Source organism: Pseudomonas sp. Eth.TT006, assembly GCF_054456575.1.
Genome location: NZ_JBTJEN010000016.1, coordinates 140,491 through 156,021 on the forward strand (window position 1 = coordinate 140,491; position 15,531 = coordinate 156,021).

The 15,531-nt window shown below is 61.4% G+C and carries 14 protein-coding genes; 5 read left to right on the top strand and 9 right to left on the bottom strand.

All coding sequences use genetic code 11. From position 1 onward, the window contains the following. The first annotated feature begins 120 nt into the window (after positions 1-120). Both ACXR0M_RS23010 and ACXR0M_RS23015 read left to right on the top strand, forming a co-directional pair. Complete coding sequence (locus ACXR0M_RS23010) at positions 121-444, top strand: hypothetical protein (RefSeq protein WP_458833970.1); 324 nt, start codon at positions 121-123, stop codon at positions 442-444. 105 nt (positions 445-549) lie between these two features. Continuing rightward, positions 550-1,329 (top strand): YdcF family protein, encoded by a 780-nt coding sequence (locus ACXR0M_RS23015; protein WP_458833971.1) that lies wholly within the window; start codon positions 550-552, stop codon positions 1,327-1,329. A 96-nt stretch (positions 1,330-1,425) separates the two neighbouring features. Here ACXR0M_RS23015 and lnt read toward each other — a convergent pair whose 3' ends face one another. From lnt to miaB, 5 genes are all read right to left on the bottom strand, one after another. Continuing rightward, positions 1,426-2,949, bottom strand: coding sequence for an apolipoprotein N-acyltransferase (lnt, locus tag ACXR0M_RS23020; RefSeq protein WP_458833972.1), 1,524 nt, complete (start codon positions 2,947-2,949; stop codon positions 1,426-1,428). Between the two features lie 14 nt (positions 2,950-2,963). Further along, positions 2,964-3,803 carry an HlyC/CorC family transporter gene (locus tag ACXR0M_RS23025; RefSeq protein ID WP_064589378.1) on the bottom strand — a complete coding sequence of 280 codons (840 nt, stop codon included), beginning with the start codon at positions 3,801-3,803 and terminating at the stop codon, positions 2,964-2,966. A gap of 5 nt (positions 3,804-3,808) precedes the next feature. Then, positions 3,809-4,303, bottom strand: a complete 495-nt coding sequence (ybeY, locus tag ACXR0M_RS23030) for an rRNA maturation RNase YbeY (protein WP_458833973.1) — start codon at positions 4,301-4,303, stop codon at positions 3,809-3,811. Next, on the bottom strand, positions 4,296-5,294 hold the full coding sequence (locus tag ACXR0M_RS23035; protein WP_458833974.1) for a PhoH family protein: 999 nt from the start codon (positions 5,292-5,294) through the stop codon (positions 4,296-4,298). The genes ybeY and ACXR0M_RS23035 overlap by 8 nt, the downstream gene beginning before the upstream one ends. Positions 5,295-5,577: 283 nt before the next feature. Continuing rightward, a complete protein-coding gene (gene miaB, locus ACXR0M_RS23040; RefSeq protein ID WP_085732939.1) occupies positions 5,578-6,906 on the bottom strand; it encodes a tRNA (N6-isopentenyl adenosine(37)-C2)-methylthiotransferase MiaB in 1,329 nt (442 codons plus the stop codon). A 133-nt stretch (positions 6,907-7,039) separates the two neighbouring features. On the opposite strand from miaB, the gene ACXR0M_RS23045 reads away from it, so the two are divergent. Further along, complete coding sequence (locus ACXR0M_RS23045; RefSeq protein ID WP_003185742.1) at positions 7,040-7,369, top strand: DUF1820 family protein; 330 nt, start codon at positions 7,040-7,042, stop codon at positions 7,367-7,369. A gap of 176 nt (positions 7,370-7,545) precedes the next feature. Here ACXR0M_RS23045 and ACXR0M_RS23050 read toward each other — a convergent pair whose 3' ends face one another. The 4 genes from ACXR0M_RS23050 to ACXR0M_RS23065 all read right to left on the bottom strand — a co-directional run bounded on the left by ACXR0M_RS23050 (position 7,546) and on the right by ACXR0M_RS23065 (position 11,064). Next, the gene (locus ACXR0M_RS23050; RefSeq protein ID WP_003228518.1) at positions 7,546-8,100 is read right to left on the bottom strand and encodes a tetratricopeptide repeat protein; all 555 of its coding nucleotides are present in this window, start codon (positions 8,098-8,100) and stop codon (positions 7,546-7,548) included. 225 nt (positions 8,101-8,325) lie between these two features. Then, positions 8,326-9,609 (bottom strand): glutamate-1-semialdehyde 2,1-aminomutase, encoded by a 1,284-nt coding sequence (gene hemL / locus ACXR0M_RS23055; protein WP_458833975.1) that lies wholly within the window; start codon positions 9,607-9,609, stop codon positions 8,326-8,328. A gap of 15 nt (positions 9,610-9,624) precedes the next feature. Beyond that, positions 9,625-10,248: a thiamine phosphate synthase gene (gene thiE / locus ACXR0M_RS23060; RefSeq protein WP_458833976.1), complete on the bottom strand. Its 624-nt coding sequence runs from the start codon at positions 10,246-10,248 to the stop codon at positions 9,625-9,627. Positions 10,249-10,266: 18 nt separating this feature from the next. Further along, positions 10,267-11,064 carry a hydroxymethylpyrimidine/phosphomethylpyrimidine kinase gene (locus ACXR0M_RS23065; protein WP_458833977.1) on the bottom strand — a complete coding sequence of 266 codons (798 nt, stop codon included), beginning with the start codon at positions 11,062-11,064 and terminating at the stop codon, positions 10,267-10,269. 347 nt (positions 11,065-11,411) lie between these two features. On the opposite strand from ACXR0M_RS23065, the gene ACXR0M_RS23070 reads away from it, so the two are divergent. Continuing rightward, positions 11,412-13,766: a hybrid sensor histidine kinase/response regulator gene (locus tag ACXR0M_RS23070; RefSeq protein WP_458833978.1), complete on the top strand. Its 2,355-nt coding sequence runs from the start codon at positions 11,412-11,414 to the stop codon at positions 13,764-13,766. 97 nt (positions 13,767-13,863) lie between these two features. Beyond that, positions 13,864-15,513: an acyl-CoA dehydrogenase family protein gene (locus ACXR0M_RS23075; RefSeq protein WP_458833979.1), complete on the top strand. Its 1,650-nt coding sequence runs from the start codon at positions 13,864-13,866 to the stop codon at positions 15,511-15,513. The last annotated feature ends 18 nt before the right edge of the window (positions 15,514-15,531 follow it).

Genomic DNA, 15,531 nt, shown 5'->3' on the forward strand with positions numbered 1-15,531 from the left:
TTACAGCTGTCTGGCCCCGGAAAAGCGTGGCGAGGGCCGTTGGTCGCGGCATGCAGCCGGTTTGTGCAGCGAAGCTAAGCTCTTATTGGGGAGTGAGTCTTATCTTCAATGAGGTGAGGGATGGTGGAACAACGGCAAGAAAACCTGACGAAACCCGAGTTGTACGAACGGTTGATGGACCGTCTGGGCATGGCTCTGGACGCTGCAAAAACCGCTGGCCGGCTGCGCGACGAGCGCCCCGTGGAACTGGAATTGCGTGGCTTGAGCCCCGCCGAGTTCAAACTGGTCAAGGCCTATCTGGATCGCAGTGAGCGTGAAACGCATGGATACCTGTCGCAGGCAGTGAAACAGCTCGATGCAGCACATTCAGCCAAGGTCATCTGGCTCAAGGACAAGGCGCCCGGCACGGACACCGACAAGGTGCGTTCGGTGCGGGCCAAGTAAGCGCATGGCAGGTCAAAAAACGGATCTTTTTCCACAGGATCCTACCTATCGGTTGTAACGCGTTATCAACACTCTTAGGCTTCGGGCATCTTTGGAGATGCCCCGATGCCTTTGCGTTACCTCATCAAACAATTTCTTTTGCCGCCCGGCATTCTTTTGCTCCTGTTGCTGATTGCGTGGTGGTTGCGCCGCTCCCGTCCGCGGTTGGCCGGCCTGTGTTTTGCCCTCGGCCTGGGCGGTTTCTGGCTGATGAGCCTGCCGGTGGTGGTGCAGTGGGGCGCCAAAGCGCTGGAACGTGAACCGCCGCTGCCGCGTGATGCGTGGACGGCGCTGGCGCAACGGGCTGATGCCATCGTGGTGCTGGGATCGGGCCGTGAGCGCGGCGATCTGGCCTGGGGCGAGGATCAGCCGACTGGCGTGGGTCTGGAGCGTCAGCGCTATGCCGCGCGGCTGGCCAAGGCCTCCGGGTTGCCGATCCTCACCAGTGGCGGCTTGCATTACGGCACGCCGCCGACCGAAGCGAAGCTGATGGCCGATTCGCTGCTCGACGATTTCGGCGTGGCCACGCGCTGGCAGGAGGGCGAAAGCCGTACCACCTGGGAGAATGCCAAACTCAGCGCCGACATCCTGTTGCCCCAGGGCGTCAGGCGCGTTGTGGTGGTGACGCAGGCCTGGCACATGCCTCGCGCCGTGTGGTGTTTTCAGCAGGCAGGGTTTGAAGTGGTGCCGGCGCCTGTAGGGTTTCTTGGCACCGATAATGCGCGACCGTTTGGTGGCTGGCTGCCGGAGTTCAAGTCGATCTGGCAGAGCGGGCAGTTGCTCAATGAAGCGGTGGGGCAGGTGGGGTATTCGCTTTTTTACCGAGGTGAAGCAGTACCTGATTGAGTGCTGCTGATGTCCCCTTCGCGAGCAAGCCCGCTCCCACAGTAGATTTGCGAGCACTGCAGATCTACTGTGGGAGCGGGCTTGCTCGCGAAGCTTTTAAAGGGTTTTCGACATCCGGCTGGCCATCAGCGCCCAGCCAAACAGCAATACGCACAGGATGATCAGCGGCCACGACCGCCACTGCAGGTACGGCGTCAGGTTGTGCATCGGCACCACCTCGCCATACAGGATGCCCTGTTCGAACTGCGGAATCTGCTCGGTGATCTGCCCGAACGGGTTGATCAGCCCGGTCACGCCATTGTTGGTGGCGCGGATCATCCAGCGGCCCGCCTCCAGTGCGCGCATCTGTGCCATCTGCAAGTGCTGCAGCGGCCCGATCGAGGTGCCGAACCAGGTGTCGTTGCTGATCGTCAGCAGCAGATCACTGCGTGCCGACAGGCCGGCGGCGAATTCCGGATAGACCACTTCGTAGCAGATGAACGGCGCAATCTGATAACCCTTGGCCTGCAGCAATGGCTGATCCGCCGGGCCGCGAGCGAAGTCGGACATCGGCAAATCAAAGAACGCAATCAAACCGCGCAGCAGCTCCTGCAACGGCACGTATTCGCCGAACGGCACCAGTTTCTGCTTGAGGTAGGTGCCATCGCCTTCGCCGACCACGGTAATGCCGTTGAAGAAGCGTTTTTCGTGACGGACCATTTCGCGGATCGGCACGCCGGTGATCAGCGCCGATTTACGCTCGGCGGCGAAGTTGCCCATCATGTTCAGGTAGCCCTCGGCGGACTCCTTGAGTACCGGCACCGCGGTTTCCGGCCAGATCAGGAGGTCCACTCGCTTCGAACGGAAGCTCAGGTCGCGGTACAGCGCCAGTTGCGCGTTGAGTTGCGCCGGGTCCCACTTCATGCTTTGCTCGACGTTACCCTGAATCGCGGCCACGCTCAGTGCCGGGCCGGACGGACTGGTCCAGGCGTGGCCCTTGAGCGCAATACCGGCGACCCAAGGCCCGATCAATAACACCAGGCCCGCCGCGATAAAGCCTTTGCGACCGGATTGCAGCAAACGCGGCGTGTTGTAGATCAGTGCCGCAGTCAGCGCCAGAACGAACGACACCAGCCACATGCCACCCAGTGGCGCGAGCCCGGTCAATGGACCGTCGAGCTGGCTGTAACCGGAATAAAGCCACGGAAAACCAGTGAGGAACCAGCCGCGAAAGGCTTCCTGGCCGACCCACAATGCGGCAAACGCCAGTGCGTCGGCCAGCGGTGCCTCGTTGCGGCGCAACCAGCGCGCCCAGACCCAGGCGGGCAGGGCGAAGAAAAACGCGATCGCGGCGGTGAACAGCAGCATCAGGAATCCGGCCAGCAGCACCGAGGCGCCACCGAAATGGTGGATGCTGTAATAAATCCAGCTGGTGCCGGCGCCGAACAGGCCAAAACCGAAGCACCAGCCACGGCCCAGCGCCTGACGCGGTTTCAGCTCGCGCAGACCGGCGTAGAACAGGCCGACTGCCAGCAAGGCCAGCGGCCAGATGTTGAACGGCGCCAGGGCGAAGGTGGTGATTGCACCGGCCGCCACGGCCAGCAGGTTACCGGGCCAGCCGGGGCGGGTTGTCCAGCGCATTTCAGTCCTTAAATTTACCGGGCGATTGGGGTCAGTCGCAGCAAATGAATGCGACGGCTGTCGGCATTCAGGATGCGGAAACGATAGGCGCCGATTTCAGTGATTTCGTTGCGTTTTGGCAAGTGCCCGAACGCGCTCATCACCAGGCCGCCGACGGTGTCGAATTCGTCATCGGAGAACTCGCTGTCGAAAAACTCGTTGAAGTTCTCGATCGGCGTCAGCGCCTTGATCAGGAAGTCACCGCTGGGCAACGGCTTGATGTAGCTGTCTTCTTCGACGTCGTGCTCGTCTTCGATGTCGCCGACGATCTGTTCCAGCACGTCTTCAATGGTCACCAGGCCAGCCACGCCGCCGTACTCGTCGATGACGATGGCCATGTGGTTGTGGTTGGCGCGGAATTCACGCAGCAACACGTTCAGGCGCTTGGACTCCGGCACGAAGGTGGCCGGGCGCAGCAGGTCCTTGATGTTGAAGCTGTCGCCGTTTTCCTTGAGGATCAGCGGCAGCAGATCCTTGGCCAGCAGCACGCCCATCACGTCGTCATGGCTTTCGCCAATGACCGGATAGCGCGAGTGGGCCGAGTCGACCACCGCCGGCAGGAATTCACGCGGGGTCTGGTTCGCCTTGATGCTGACCATCTGCGAGCGCGGAACCATGATGTCGCGCACTTGCAGGTCAGCCACCTGAATGGCGCCTTCGACGATGGCCAGCGCTTCGCTGTCCAGCAGTTTGTTCTGATGTGCATCACGCAGCAGCTCAAGCAGCTCCTGACGGTTCTTCGGCTCGTGGGCAAAAGCCTGGGTCAGTTTACCCAGCCATGACTTTTGCCCGTTGCTCGATCGATCTTCGCTCATAGCGATTACTCTGAATCCTTTGTCGTAACGATAGGGGATGTTTCGGCTTCGTCGTCCGCGTACGGATCGGGATAGCCCAATTCGGCAAGCAACTCGCGTTCCAATGCTTCCATTTCTTCGGCTTCGTCGTCATCTATATGGTCGTAACCCAACAGATGCAAGCAGCCGTGAATGACCAGATGTGCCCAGTGCGCTTTTAGTTCCTTGCCTTGTTCGGCGGCTTCGCGTTCGACCACGGCCACGCAGATCACCAGATCGCCGAGCAGTGGAATGTCGAGAAACTCGTCGGGCACTTCCGCCGGGAACGACAGAACGTTGGTCGCGTAATCCTTGTGGCGCCAGGTGTGATTGAGCTCACGACCTTCTTCCTCATCTACCAGACGAATGGTCATTTCCGAGTCAGCGGTGCGCTGGCGCAGGGCCAGTTCGCACCATTGACGGAACTCGGCTTCGCTCGGGGCGCTCGCTTCAGTAGCAATCTGCAGATCCAGCTCAAGCATCGCGCGGAGTGTCCTTGGCGGCATCGGCGCGGGTTTCAAAGCGCTCGTAGGCTTCGACAATCCGCTGCACCAATGGGTGGCGCACCACGTCTTTGGGCTGGAAGTGGGTGAAACTGATCCCCGGAACATCCTTGAGCACTTCGATCACATGATGCAGGCCGGACTTGGTGCCGCGTGGCAGGTCGACCTGGGTGATGTCACCGGTGATGACTGCGGTGGAGCCGAAGCCGATCCGGGTCAGGAACATCTTCATCTGCTCGACCGTGGTGTTCTGGCTTTCGTCGAGAATGATGAAGCTGTTGTTCAGCGTACGACCGCGCATGTAGGCCAGTGGTGCGACTTCGATCACCTGCCGTTCGATCAGCTTGGCCACATATTCGAAGCCGAGCATTTCGTAGAGTGCGTCGTAGAGCGGGCGCAGGTACGGGTCGATCTTCTGCGCCAGATCGCCCGGCAGGAAACCGAGTTTTTCACCGGCTTCAACTGCCGGACGCACCAGCAGGATGCGGCGGATCTGCTCGCGCTCCAGCGCATCGACCGCACAGGCTACGGCCAGATAGGTCTTGCCGGTACCGGCCGGGCCAATGCCGAAGTTGATGTCGTTGCCGAGGATTTCCTTCACGTAGCGCAACTGATTCAAGCCGCGTGGGCGAATCATGCCTTTTTTGGTGCGCAGGGCGACGGAAGCTTCGGCGGGAGCGTGATTGTCAAGCTCGACCACAGCGGATTCCTGGAGGAACAGATGCACCATGTCCGGCGACAGCTCGGTGCCCTTGGTTTCCCGGTACAGGCGGCGCAGCAGGTTTTCCGCAGACGTGGTGTGCTTGGGATCGCCGATCAGCTCGAACTGGTTTCCGCGGTTGCGGATCTCGATGGCCAGGCGCTGTTCGATCAAGCGCAGATGCTCGTCGAATTGCCCGCACAGATTGGCGAAGCGGCGAGCCTCAAAAGGCTCGAGGATAAAACGATGTGGTTCTATGGGTGCGTTCAAGGTCGTATTTAGCCGCCCTGGGGCAATTGAGGTGAAATCAAGGATAACGCCAGTGGCGTGGGTGCGAAAGCTCTTAAATAGGGATGCTGATTTCGACCCCGTGCTCTGTGGCCGTCGAGGGCTTTTGTGGTGAGGGGATTTATCCCCGATGGTTGGCGCAGCCGACCCGAAACCTGCAATCCCGGTGTGTCAGATACACCAGGTAGAAAGGTTTCAGGGCCGCTTCGCGCCCCATCGGGGATAAATCCCCTCACCACAAGCCCCATCCACAATGCGGATGGTGTTACTGAACCAGCGACCCGCGCAGCGAGTGCGGTTGCGCCGCGTCGATGTGCACATCGGCGAACTGGCCGATCAGAGTCGGATTATCGCAGCGGAAGTTGACGATACGATTATTCTCGGTGCGCCCTTGCAGCTCGCCCGGGTCTTTCTTCGAATAGTCGGTGACCAGAATGCGCTGGATCGAACCGACCATTTGTCGGCTGATCTCGAAGCCTTGCTGATTCAGGCGGTGCTGCAAGGCGTTGAGGCGTTCTTTTTTCAGTTCTTCCGGGGTGTCGTCGGCCAGATCGGCGGCCGGGGTGCCTGGACGCTGGCTGTAGACGAACGAATAGGAGAAGTCGAAGCCGACATCGGCAATCAACTTCATGGTCTGCTCGAAGTCTTTTTCGGTCTCACCGGGGAAGCCGACGATAAAGTCCGAGCTGATGCAGATGCCCGGCACCGCCGCGCGCAGTTTGCGCAGCTTGGACTTGTACTCCAGCGCGGTGTGGTTGCGCTTCATCGCCGCCAGAATCCGGTCCGAACCCGACTGCACCGGCAAGTGCAAGTGCTTCACCAGTTCCGGCACTTCGGCGTGGGCCTGGATCAGGCTGTCGGAGAACTCCAGCGGGTGCGAGGTGGTGTAGCGGATGCGGTCGATGCCGTCGACGGCGGCCACCACGCGGATCAGCTCGGCCAGATCGGCCAGACGACCATCATGGGTCAGGCCGCGATAGCCGTTGACGTTTTGCCCGAGCAGGGTCACTTCGCGCACGCCGTTTTCGGCGAGGTGGATGATTTCGGCGATCACGTCATCGAACGGCCGGCTGACCTCTTCGCCACGGGTGTAAGGCACCACGCAGAACGTGCAGTACTTGCTGCAGCCTTCCATGACCGAGACGTAGGCGCTCGGGCCATCGATACGCGGCTCGGGCAGGTGGTCGAACTTTTCGATTTCCGGGAACGACACGTCCACCTGCGGCAACTTGCTGATGCGGGCGGCGTCGATCATTTCCGGCAGGCGATGCAGGGTCTGCGGGCCGAACACCACGTCGACGTACGGCGCGCGATCACGGATGGCTGCGCCTTCCTGGCTGGCCACGCAGCCACCGACGGCGATCACCATGTCCGGGTTGGCCAGTTTCAGTTCGCGCCAGCGCCCGAGCTGCGAATACACCCGGTCCTGGGCGCGCTCGCGGATCGAGCAGGTATTGAGCAGAATCACGTCGGCGTCTTCCGCGCGGGCGGTCACTTCCAGGGCCTGATGTTCGCCCAGCAGATCGACCATGCGCGAGCTGTCGTACTCGTTCATCTGGCAACCGTGGGTTTCGATGTAAAGCTTCTTGGCCATGGAGTAGGGTCGTCACGTGATTCAAAGAACCGCGCATTATAGGGAACAAGCCCTCAGGTTCCTACCGCTGCGCGTCCGGTGGCTATGCTATAGTTTGCGCCCTCATTTTTATCCCCGATGTTATCTCCCCGCCATGACCAAACGCGAAGCTCCAATCTATAAGGTGATTTTCCTCAACCAGGGCCAGGTGTTCGAAATGTACGCCAAGCAGATCTATCAAAGTGATCTGTGGGGTTTTCTGGAAGTGGAAGAATTCGTCTTTGGCGAGCGCACACAGGTGGTGGTCGACCCGAGCGAGGAGAAGCTCAAGGCACAGTTCGAAGGCGTGGTGCGCAGCTTTGTACCGATGCATTCGATCGTGCGCATCGACGAGGTGGAACGTCTGGGCACCCCGAAAATCAGCGAAGCCCGCGGCGCGGTCGGCAATGTGATGCCGTTTCCGATGCCGATGCCTGAGAAGTAACAGCAGATTCTGGATTGGAATGAATTTGTGGCGAGGGGATTTATCCCCGATCGACTGCGAAGCAGTCGCAAGACCATTCGGCAAGGCGTATCAGACAGAACCGGGTTGCAGGTTTTTGGGCTGCTTCGCAGCCCATCGGGGATAAATCCCCTCGCCACAATTTAATCATCACACTATCAGGGAAGCGGCGAAAACGGCGTACGCCCATCGGCGCTCTGCAGTTCCATCAGGTATTTGCGGAAGATCTGCCCAAGCACCTGGGTCGCGGTTTCGAGGTCTTCGCGGGACATTTTTTCCGAGACTTCGTCGGCGGTGTCCAGCGCATCTTCAGCGCCATTGACCGCGGCCATCTTCAGCACGATGTACGCCTGAATGTTGTTGGCCTGCACGCCTTCGCCGTGGAAGAACATGGTGCCGAGTTTGAACTGCGCCTGAGCGTGGCCTTGCAGCGAGGCCTTTTCGAAATAGCTCAGGGCTTGATTGAGGTCGCGTGGCGCATTCTTGCCGTCGTAGTAGAACTCACCCAACTCGTATTGCGCTTGCGCATCCCCTTCGTCCGCCGCTTTCTGGCAGGCAGCCAGTGCCTGCGTGACGTCTTGCGGCTGAGTATTGAGGGTGCAACGACCCATCGCCGGGATCAACAACGAGTTGCCGCCTGCTTGTGCATGCGCGAGCAGGGGCTGAAGGAGCAACAGGCAGCCCAAGGCAAGGGTGCGGCCGGTGCGGTTCATGGGAATCGACTTACCTCTGAAGGGCACGCGGACCCATCGAGGGATCCAATAAGCGCGCATTATGAAATAAGCGAGGCCAACCTTACAAAGTCTTTACTCGTTTTTCTGCTGCGCGGGGACTATATCGGCCACTTTGCGGCGGATTTTTAGCAGAGGTGTGGGAAAAAACGCGTGGATGTAGGTGAAAGCTGACGCTGGCAATGGCCAACGTCAGCGTTACGTCCCTTACTTCAGTGCAGCGAAGGCGCGCTCGGCAGCGTCCAGGGTAATTTTCAGCTCGGCTTCGCCGTGGGCGATCGAGGTGAAACCGGCTTCGAAGGCGCTTGGCGCCAGGTACACGCCGCCTTCCAGCATCAGGTGGAAGAAGCGCCCGAACAGCGCGGCGTCGCTGGCCATCACGTCGTCAAAGGTGACGATGTCGTCGGCACCGCTGAAGTACAGGCCGAACATGCCGCCCGCCTGGGTGGTCACGAAGGGAATGCCCGCCGCATCGGCGCGTTGTTGCAGGCCGTCGAGCAGACGCGTGGTGTAGTCGGTCAGTTCGGCGTGGAAGCCCGGACGGCTGATCAGGCGCAGGGTGGTCAGACCGGCAGCCATCGCCAGCGGGTTACCCGACAGGGTGCCGGCCTGATACACCGGACCCAGCGGCGCGATGCGCTGCATGATTTCGCGCTTGCCGCCGAAGCAGCCGACCGGCATGCCGCCGCCGATGATCTTGCCGAAGGTGGTCAGGTCCGGGGTCACGCCGTAGTAAGCCTGGGCTCCACCGAGGGCAACGCGGAAACCGGTCATCACTTCGTCGAAGATCAGCACCACGCCATGCTTGTCGCACAGCGAGCGCAGGCCTTCGAGGAAACCCGGCGCCGGCGGTACGCAGTTCATGTTGCCGGCCACCGGCTCGACAATAATGCACGCTACGTCCTGGCCAACTTCGGCGAGCATCTTCTCGACGGCGTCGATGTCGTTGAACGGCAGGGTCAGGGTGTGTTTGGCAAACGCGGCCGGCACGCCGGCGGAGCTTGGCACGCCTTGAGTCAGAGCACCGGAGCCGGCCTTGACCAGCAGGCTGTCGGAGTGACCGTGGTAGCAGCCTTCGAATTTGATGATGCTGTCACGCCCGGTGTAACCACGGGCCAGACGGATTGCGCTCATGGTCGCTTCGGTGCCGGAGCTGACCATGCGCACCATGTCCATCGACGGCACCAGCGAGCAGACCAGATCGGCCATCTCGGTTTCCATCGCGGTCGGCGCGCCGTAGGACAGACCGTGTTGCAGCTGATTGCGTACCGCGTCGAGCACGTCCGGGTGGCTGTGGCCGAGGATCATCGGCCCCCACGAACCCACATAATCCACGTAGCGCTTGTCGTCTTCGTCAGTGACGTAGGCACCTTCGGCGTGCTTGAAGAACAGCGGCGTGCCGCCCACGCTCTTGAACGCGCGAACCGGCGAGTTCACGCCTCCGGGAATGTGTTTCTGGGCATTGGCAAACAACGTTTCGGAACGAGACATGGTCGGGCTCTCAAATCAGATTTTCAGAAGGTCGTTGAAGGCGCGGGCGCGGCGGGTCACTTCGGTGGTGCTTTCGGCACCGAACAGGCCGTGGACCACTGCCAGCAGGTCGACCCCGTGGGCCACCAGCGGCGCGGCGTTGTCGAGGGTGATGCCGCCAATCGCGCAGACCGGCAGGTGCAGTGTGCGTTTGGCTTCGTCGAGCAGATCGAGGCTGCAGCTTGGCGCGCCGGGTTTGGTGTTGGAGTTGAAGAAGCGGCCGAAGGCGACATAGCTCGCGCCTTCCTTGGCGGCTTGCTCGGCCAGCGCGAGTTGCGCATGGCAGGTGGAGCCGATGATGGCTTTCGAGCCGAGCAGGGCGCGGGTCGGTGACAGCGGGCCGTCGGTCTGGCCCAAATGTACGCCGACGTTGAGGCGCGCGGCCAGCTCGGCGTCATCGTTGATGATCAGTTGCGTCTTGTAGCGTGCGCACAGGTCGCGCAGTGCTTCGGCCTCGCGCAGACGGCGGGCCTCGTCGCTGCTTTTGTCGCGGTATTGCAGCAGGGTGACGCCGCCTTCCAGCGCCGCCTCCACGTACGACAGAAACTTGCCCGCCAGCAGGGTGCTGTCGGTGATGGCATACAGGCCACGTAGTTTCATCAGGCAGACCTCACGACGTTACGAGCAAAAATCCAGCGGCAGGCGACGCGGCACGAACTGGCCTTTGCCCAGTTGTTCGGCATCGCGCAGGGTACGCCAGGTGTAATCCAGCGCGGTGCGTACGGCGCTGGCGAGGTGTTCACCCTGAGCCAGACGACCGGCAATCGCGCTGGCCAGGGTGCAACCGGAACCGTGATAGCTGCCGGGCAAACGCTGGCAATAAAAGGTTTCACGCAGGCCGTCGCGGCTGTACAGGCGATTATGAATTTCAGTTTCGTCGCCGTGGCCGCCGGTGATCAGCAGGTTTTTGACGAACGGCAGGAGTTTGTCCGCGCACTCGTCCGCAGTGCCTTCGGGCAGTTCGGCGAGGATCCGCGCTTCAGGCAGGTTGGGGGTGGCAATGATCGACAGCGGCAGCAGCCGCTCGCGCATCGCGTAACCGACTTCGTCCTTGCCCAGACGCCCACCGCCGCCGGCACGCAGCACCGGATCGCAGACCACCGGCAGATGCGGGTGCGCTGAAAGCAGTTCGACCACGGTGTCGACCATTTCCAGCGAACCGAGCATGCCCAGTTTGACCGCGGCGACTTCGGAGTCGTTGAGTACGGCATTGGCCTGCGCCAATACCCACTCACGGTCGAGGACGCGGAAATCCGTGACGTTGACGGTGTCTTGCACGGTCAGGGCGGTGACGGCCGGAGCCGCATGGCAACCCTGCGCGAGCAGGGCTTCGATATCTGCCTGCAAGCCGGCGCCACCACTGGGGTCGTGGCCGGAGAGACAGAGGACAACGGGGCGGGAGCTGTAGATATTCATGGTGCGCGAGCTTACCACCAAACCCGTTTTACGGGTGGGAGGCGGTGGAGCAAGATCAAAAGATCGCAGCCTGCGGCAGCTCCTACAGGGATGGCATTTCCATGTAGGAGCTGCCGCAGGCTGCGATCTTTTGATCTTCTTGACCAACTCAACAGCTCTAGTCCGCGACTTTCCTCTGAAACGCCCGTTCTAGAGCCTTTGTAGGAAAAGTTTCGATGGTGCACAATGGCCATCAACGGCTATGCTAGGCTGGATCCAAACCAATAACAGGTAATACCGGTTTTACGTCTACTCAAAGGGAATGGGGGGCTTCCTGACACAACCGGACGAGCCACGCTGGGGCTTCAATGCGCTATTTGCTGATGTTGCTGTTCTGCTTGCCCCTCCTCGCAAGCGCCGTCGAGTTCGACGAAAATACTCAAAGCCTGCCCTTGGGCCGCGCCCTGCAGGTGTTCGAAGACCCGAGCGGTCAGGCGAGCATCGCCGATGTCCGTGCCCAAGCGGCGGCAGGCAATTTCAAAACCCACGATAAAGCCACGCTCAATGCCGGGTACTCGCGTTCGGCGTTCTGGCTGAAGATCGACCTGCATTACCGGCCGAACAATCCCGCCGCGCAACGCACCTGGCTGCTGGAGCTGGCGTACCCGCCGCTCGATCATCTGGATCTGTATCTGGCCGACGCCAGTGGCGACTATCGCCTGGTCCGGCAGACGGGTGATGCCTTGCCGTTCGCCAGTCGCGAGATCCGTCAGAACAACTATCTGTTCGACCTTGAATTCAAGCCCGATCAACAGCGCACGGTGTACCTGCGCCTTGCGAGCGAAGGTTCGATCCAGGCGCCGGTGACGTTGTGGTCGAGCACCGCGTACCTTGAAGATCAGCCGGTGCGCCTGTATGTGCTGGGGATCATTTATGGCGTGCTGCTGGGGATGCTGGTCTACAACCTGTTCATCTACCTGAGCGTGCGTGATACCAGCTACCTCTATTACATCTTCTATATTGCCTCGTTCGGCTTCTATCAACTGTCGGTGAACGGCGCGGCGGTGCAGTACTTCTGGCCGGACAATCCGTGGTGGACCAACGCTTCCACGCCTTTTTTCATCGGCTGTGCGGGGCTGTTCGGCAGCCAGTTCGCCCGCAGTTTCCTGCAGACCAGAACCCACAGCCGCTGGCTCGACCGGCTGCTGATTGCGCTGATTGCATTCGGCGCGCTGGTGGTCGGTCTGTCGCTGATGACCAGTTATGCGCTGTCGCTGCGCCTGGCGACCGTGCTGGCGCTGACCTTCACCGTGGTGATCTTCGCCGCCGGCATCCTCGCCTGGTGGCGCGGTCTGCGGGTGGCGCGTTATTTCATCATTGCCTGGTCGGCGTTTTTGCTCGGCGGCATCGTCAATACGCTGATGGTGCTCGGCCTGCTGCCAAACGTGTTCCTGACCATGTACGCCAGCCAGATCGGCTCGGCGATTGAAGTGGCGCTGTTGTCGCTGGCGCTGGCCGACCGCATCAATGCCATGCGCGAGCAGCAGGCGCAGACCCTGTTCGATGCCGGGCAGAAGCTCGAAGTGCTCAACCAGCAACTGGCCCACAGCAACAAGCTCAAGGACGAATTCCTCGCAACCCTGACCCACGAATTACGCACGCCAATGAACGGGGTGATCGGTTCGCTGGAGCTGATGCAGACCGTCGAGCTGGAGCCTGAACTGGAGCAATACCAGCAAACCGCCGCCGGATCCGCCCGGGACATGATGCGCATGGTCAACGGCATCCTGACCCTCACCGAACTGCAGGCCGGCAAGCTCAAGGCAACGCCGGGCAGCTTCAGCCTGCGTGGGGTGGTCGAGGCGTTGCGCGTGCAGTTCGACGGCAACGCGGCGAGCAAGTCGCTGGAGTTCAAAGTCGAGGTGCAGCCGACGCTGCCGGACCGTTTGCACGGCGACAGCGCGAAACTGGCGCAGTGCCTGGAATGCCTGCTGGACAACGCGATCAAGTTCACCCGGGTTGGTGGCCTGGCACTACGGGTCACCGGCAAGCAGACGGCGGACCACCGCCTGGCGCTGTCGTTTGCGGTGATCGACACCGGCATCGGCTTCACCGATCTGGGCGAGGCGACGATGTATCAGCGTTTCTTCCAGCTCGACGGCTCGATGACCCGCGAATACGGCGGGCTGGGCGTAGGGCTGGCGATCTGCCGGCAACTGGTCGAGCTGCTCGGCGGCAAGCTCACCCATCGTTCCGAACCCGGAAGCGGCAGCCGCTTTCAGCTGGATGTCGAATTCGAACTGCCAGCACTTGATGCGGCACCGAATCCGGCGTCGCAGGCCGAGCGCATCCGCGCGCCGCAGGACTGCACGGTGTTGCTGGTGGACGACAATAGCGTCAATCAGCTGGTGATGCGTGGCATGTTGCTCAAGCTCGGTTTCCGCGTGCGCACGGCGGACCACGGCACGGCGGCACTCGACTGTCTGCAGCGGGAAAGTTTCGACGCGGTGCTGATCGATTGCCAGCTACCGAGCCATGAAGGGGCATCGCTGTGCTGCCAGATCCACGCTTTGCCGGGCTGTGCGCAGTTGCCGGTGTTCATGCTGGCTCAGGGCTCGAATCGCGAGCACTGCGCGCCTGGCACGCGCATCGATTATCTGAGCAAACCGGTGAAGTTCGAGGACCTGCAAACGGCGCTGGAGCGTCGGGTGCTCAGCGCCTGACAGGGTGAAAGCGCCGCCAATTCGGCGCATATGACACTTTGATCAGTCACGGGCCGGTGCTTAACTGAATCCCCTGGCTGACCAGAGGAGCCCCGTCATGAACCTGCATCAGTTCGCCGAAACCCACGAAGTCACCAACCAGCCACCGGCGCTGGACGGTGCCAACCTGTACCGCATCGACCTGCCGTTGCAGGAGTGGTCGCGGCGGTTCGGCGCTGGTTGGGCCGAGTCGCGGATCGATGCCTACGGGGCGCTGGCCGGCGGGCCGCTGATGGCAGCCGGGTTTCTCGCCAATCAGAACAAGCCGGTATTTGTCAGCCATGACCGCTACGGCCATCGCCTCGATCTGGTGGAGTTTCACCCGGCCTACCACGAGCTGATGCGCACCGCGATTGAACATGGCCTGACCTCGTTACCCTGGAGCCATCCACAGGACGGTGCGCATGTTGCCCGCGCCTCGATGAGCTATCTGCACAGTCAGGCCGAGGCCGGCAGTGGTTGCCCGTTGACCATGACCTTTGCCAGCGTCCCGGCGATGCGCCTGCAACCGGATCTGGCCGAGCAGTGGCTGCCGAAAATCCTCGCCACCGCATACGACCCGCGCAACGTCGGCATGGCGCACAAGGCCGGCGTGACCATCGGCATGGCGATGACCGAGAAGCAGGGCGGCACCGATGTGCGCGCCAACACCACCAAGGCTTATCCGGTTGGCGCCAGTGGCCCGGGCCAGGCCTATGAACTGGTCGGACACAAGTGGTTTTGCTCGGCGCCAATGTGCGATGCGTTTCTGACGCTGGCGCAGACCGACAAGGGCCTGACCTGCTTTCTGCTGCCACGCCATCGCCCGGACGACACGCGTAATCAGTTCTACATCCAGCGTCTGAAAAACAAACTCGGCAACCAGTCCAACGCTTCCAGCGAAGTCGAGTTCCGTGGCGCGCTGGCGTGGATGGTCGGCGAAGAAGGCCGCGGGGTGCCGACCATTATCGAGATGGTGGCGATGACCCGTTTCGATTGCATGGTCGGCTCCAGCGCGCTGATGCGTCAGGCGCTGACCCAGGCCAGCCACCACTGCGCGCACCGCAAGGTCGGCGGCAAACTGCTCAGCGAGCAACCGTTGATGCAGAACGTGCTGGCCGATCTGGCGCTGGAAAGCGAAGCCGCACTGGCCTTGAGCCTGCGCATGGGCAAGGCGCTGGATCATCTGGATGATCGCCACGAAGCGCAATTCGCCCGGCTGGTGACGGCGGTGGGCAAGTACTGGATCTGCAAGCGTGCGCCGGGAATGATCAACGAAGCCGCCGAATGCATGGGCGGTGCCGGCTATGTCGAAGAAAGCATCCTGCCGCGGCTGTACCGCGAAGCACCGGTCAACTCGACGTGGGAAGGCTCGGGCAACGTACAGTGCCTGGACGTGTTGCGCGCACTGTCGAAGGAGCCGGGCGTGCTCGATGTGCTGTTCAGCGAATTGGGCGACGGCCATGGCGACAAGCGTCTGGCCGCGCATATCCAGCAACTGCAGGCGCAGTTCAAGGACACCAGCGATATTCAGTACCGTGCGCGGCAGCTGACCGAAGACATTGCCTTGGGGTTGCAGGCGAAGCTGTTGCTGGAGGCAGGGAATTCGGCGGTCAGTGATGCGTTTATCGCCAGCCGGCTGAACGGTGGCGGCCGGGTTTACGGCGCCTTACCGCGCGGCCTCGATGTCGAAGCCCTCGTCACCCGCGCAACCCCGCAAAATTTCTGAAACCCAACACAATTACCC

Coding starts and splice junctions, on each gene's coding strand:
- ACXR0M_RS23010 (WP_458833970.1), top strand. CDS start 121: ATGGTGGAACAACGGCAAGAAAACCTGACGAAACCCGAGTTGTACGAA.
- ACXR0M_RS23015 (WP_458833971.1), top strand. CDS start 550: ATGCCTTTGCGTTACCTCATCAAACAATTTCTTTTGCCGCCCGGCATT.
- lnt (WP_458833972.1), bottom strand. CDS start 2,949: ATGCGCTGGACAACCCGCCCCGGCTGGCCCGGTAACCTGCTGGCCGTG.
- ACXR0M_RS23025 (WP_064589378.1), bottom strand. CDS start 3,803: ATGAGCGAAGATCGATCGAGCAACGGGCAAAAGTCATGGCTGGGTAAA.
- ybeY (WP_458833973.1), bottom strand. CDS start 4,303: ATGCTTGAGCTGGATCTGCAGATTGCTACTGAAGCGAGCGCCCCGAGC.
- miaB (WP_085732939.1), bottom strand. CDS start 6,906: ATGGCCAAGAAGCTTTACATCGAAACCCACGGTTGCCAGATGAACGAG.
- ACXR0M_RS23045 (WP_003185742.1), top strand. CDS start 7,040: ATGACCAAACGCGAAGCTCCAATCTATAAGGTGATTTTCCTCAACCAG.
- ACXR0M_RS23050 (WP_003228518.1), bottom strand. CDS start 8,100: ATGAACCGCACCGGCCGCACCCTTGCCTTGGGCTGCCTGTTGCTCCTT.
- hemL (WP_458833975.1), bottom strand. CDS start 9,609: ATGTCTCGTTCCGAAACGTTGTTTGCCAATGCCCAGAAACACATTCCC.
- thiE (WP_458833976.1), bottom strand. CDS start 10,248: ATGAAACTACGTGGCCTGTATGCCATCACCGACAGCACCCTGCTGGCG.
- ACXR0M_RS23065 (WP_458833977.1), bottom strand. CDS start 11,064: ATGAATATCTACAGCTCCCGCCCCGTTGTCCTCTGTCTCTCCGGCCAC.
- ACXR0M_RS23070 (WP_458833978.1), top strand. CDS start 11,412: ATGCGCTATTTGCTGATGTTGCTGTTCTGCTTGCCCCTCCTCGCAAGC.
- ACXR0M_RS23075 (WP_458833979.1), top strand. CDS start 13,864: ATGAACCTGCATCAGTTCGCCGAAACCCACGAAGTCACCAACCAGCCA.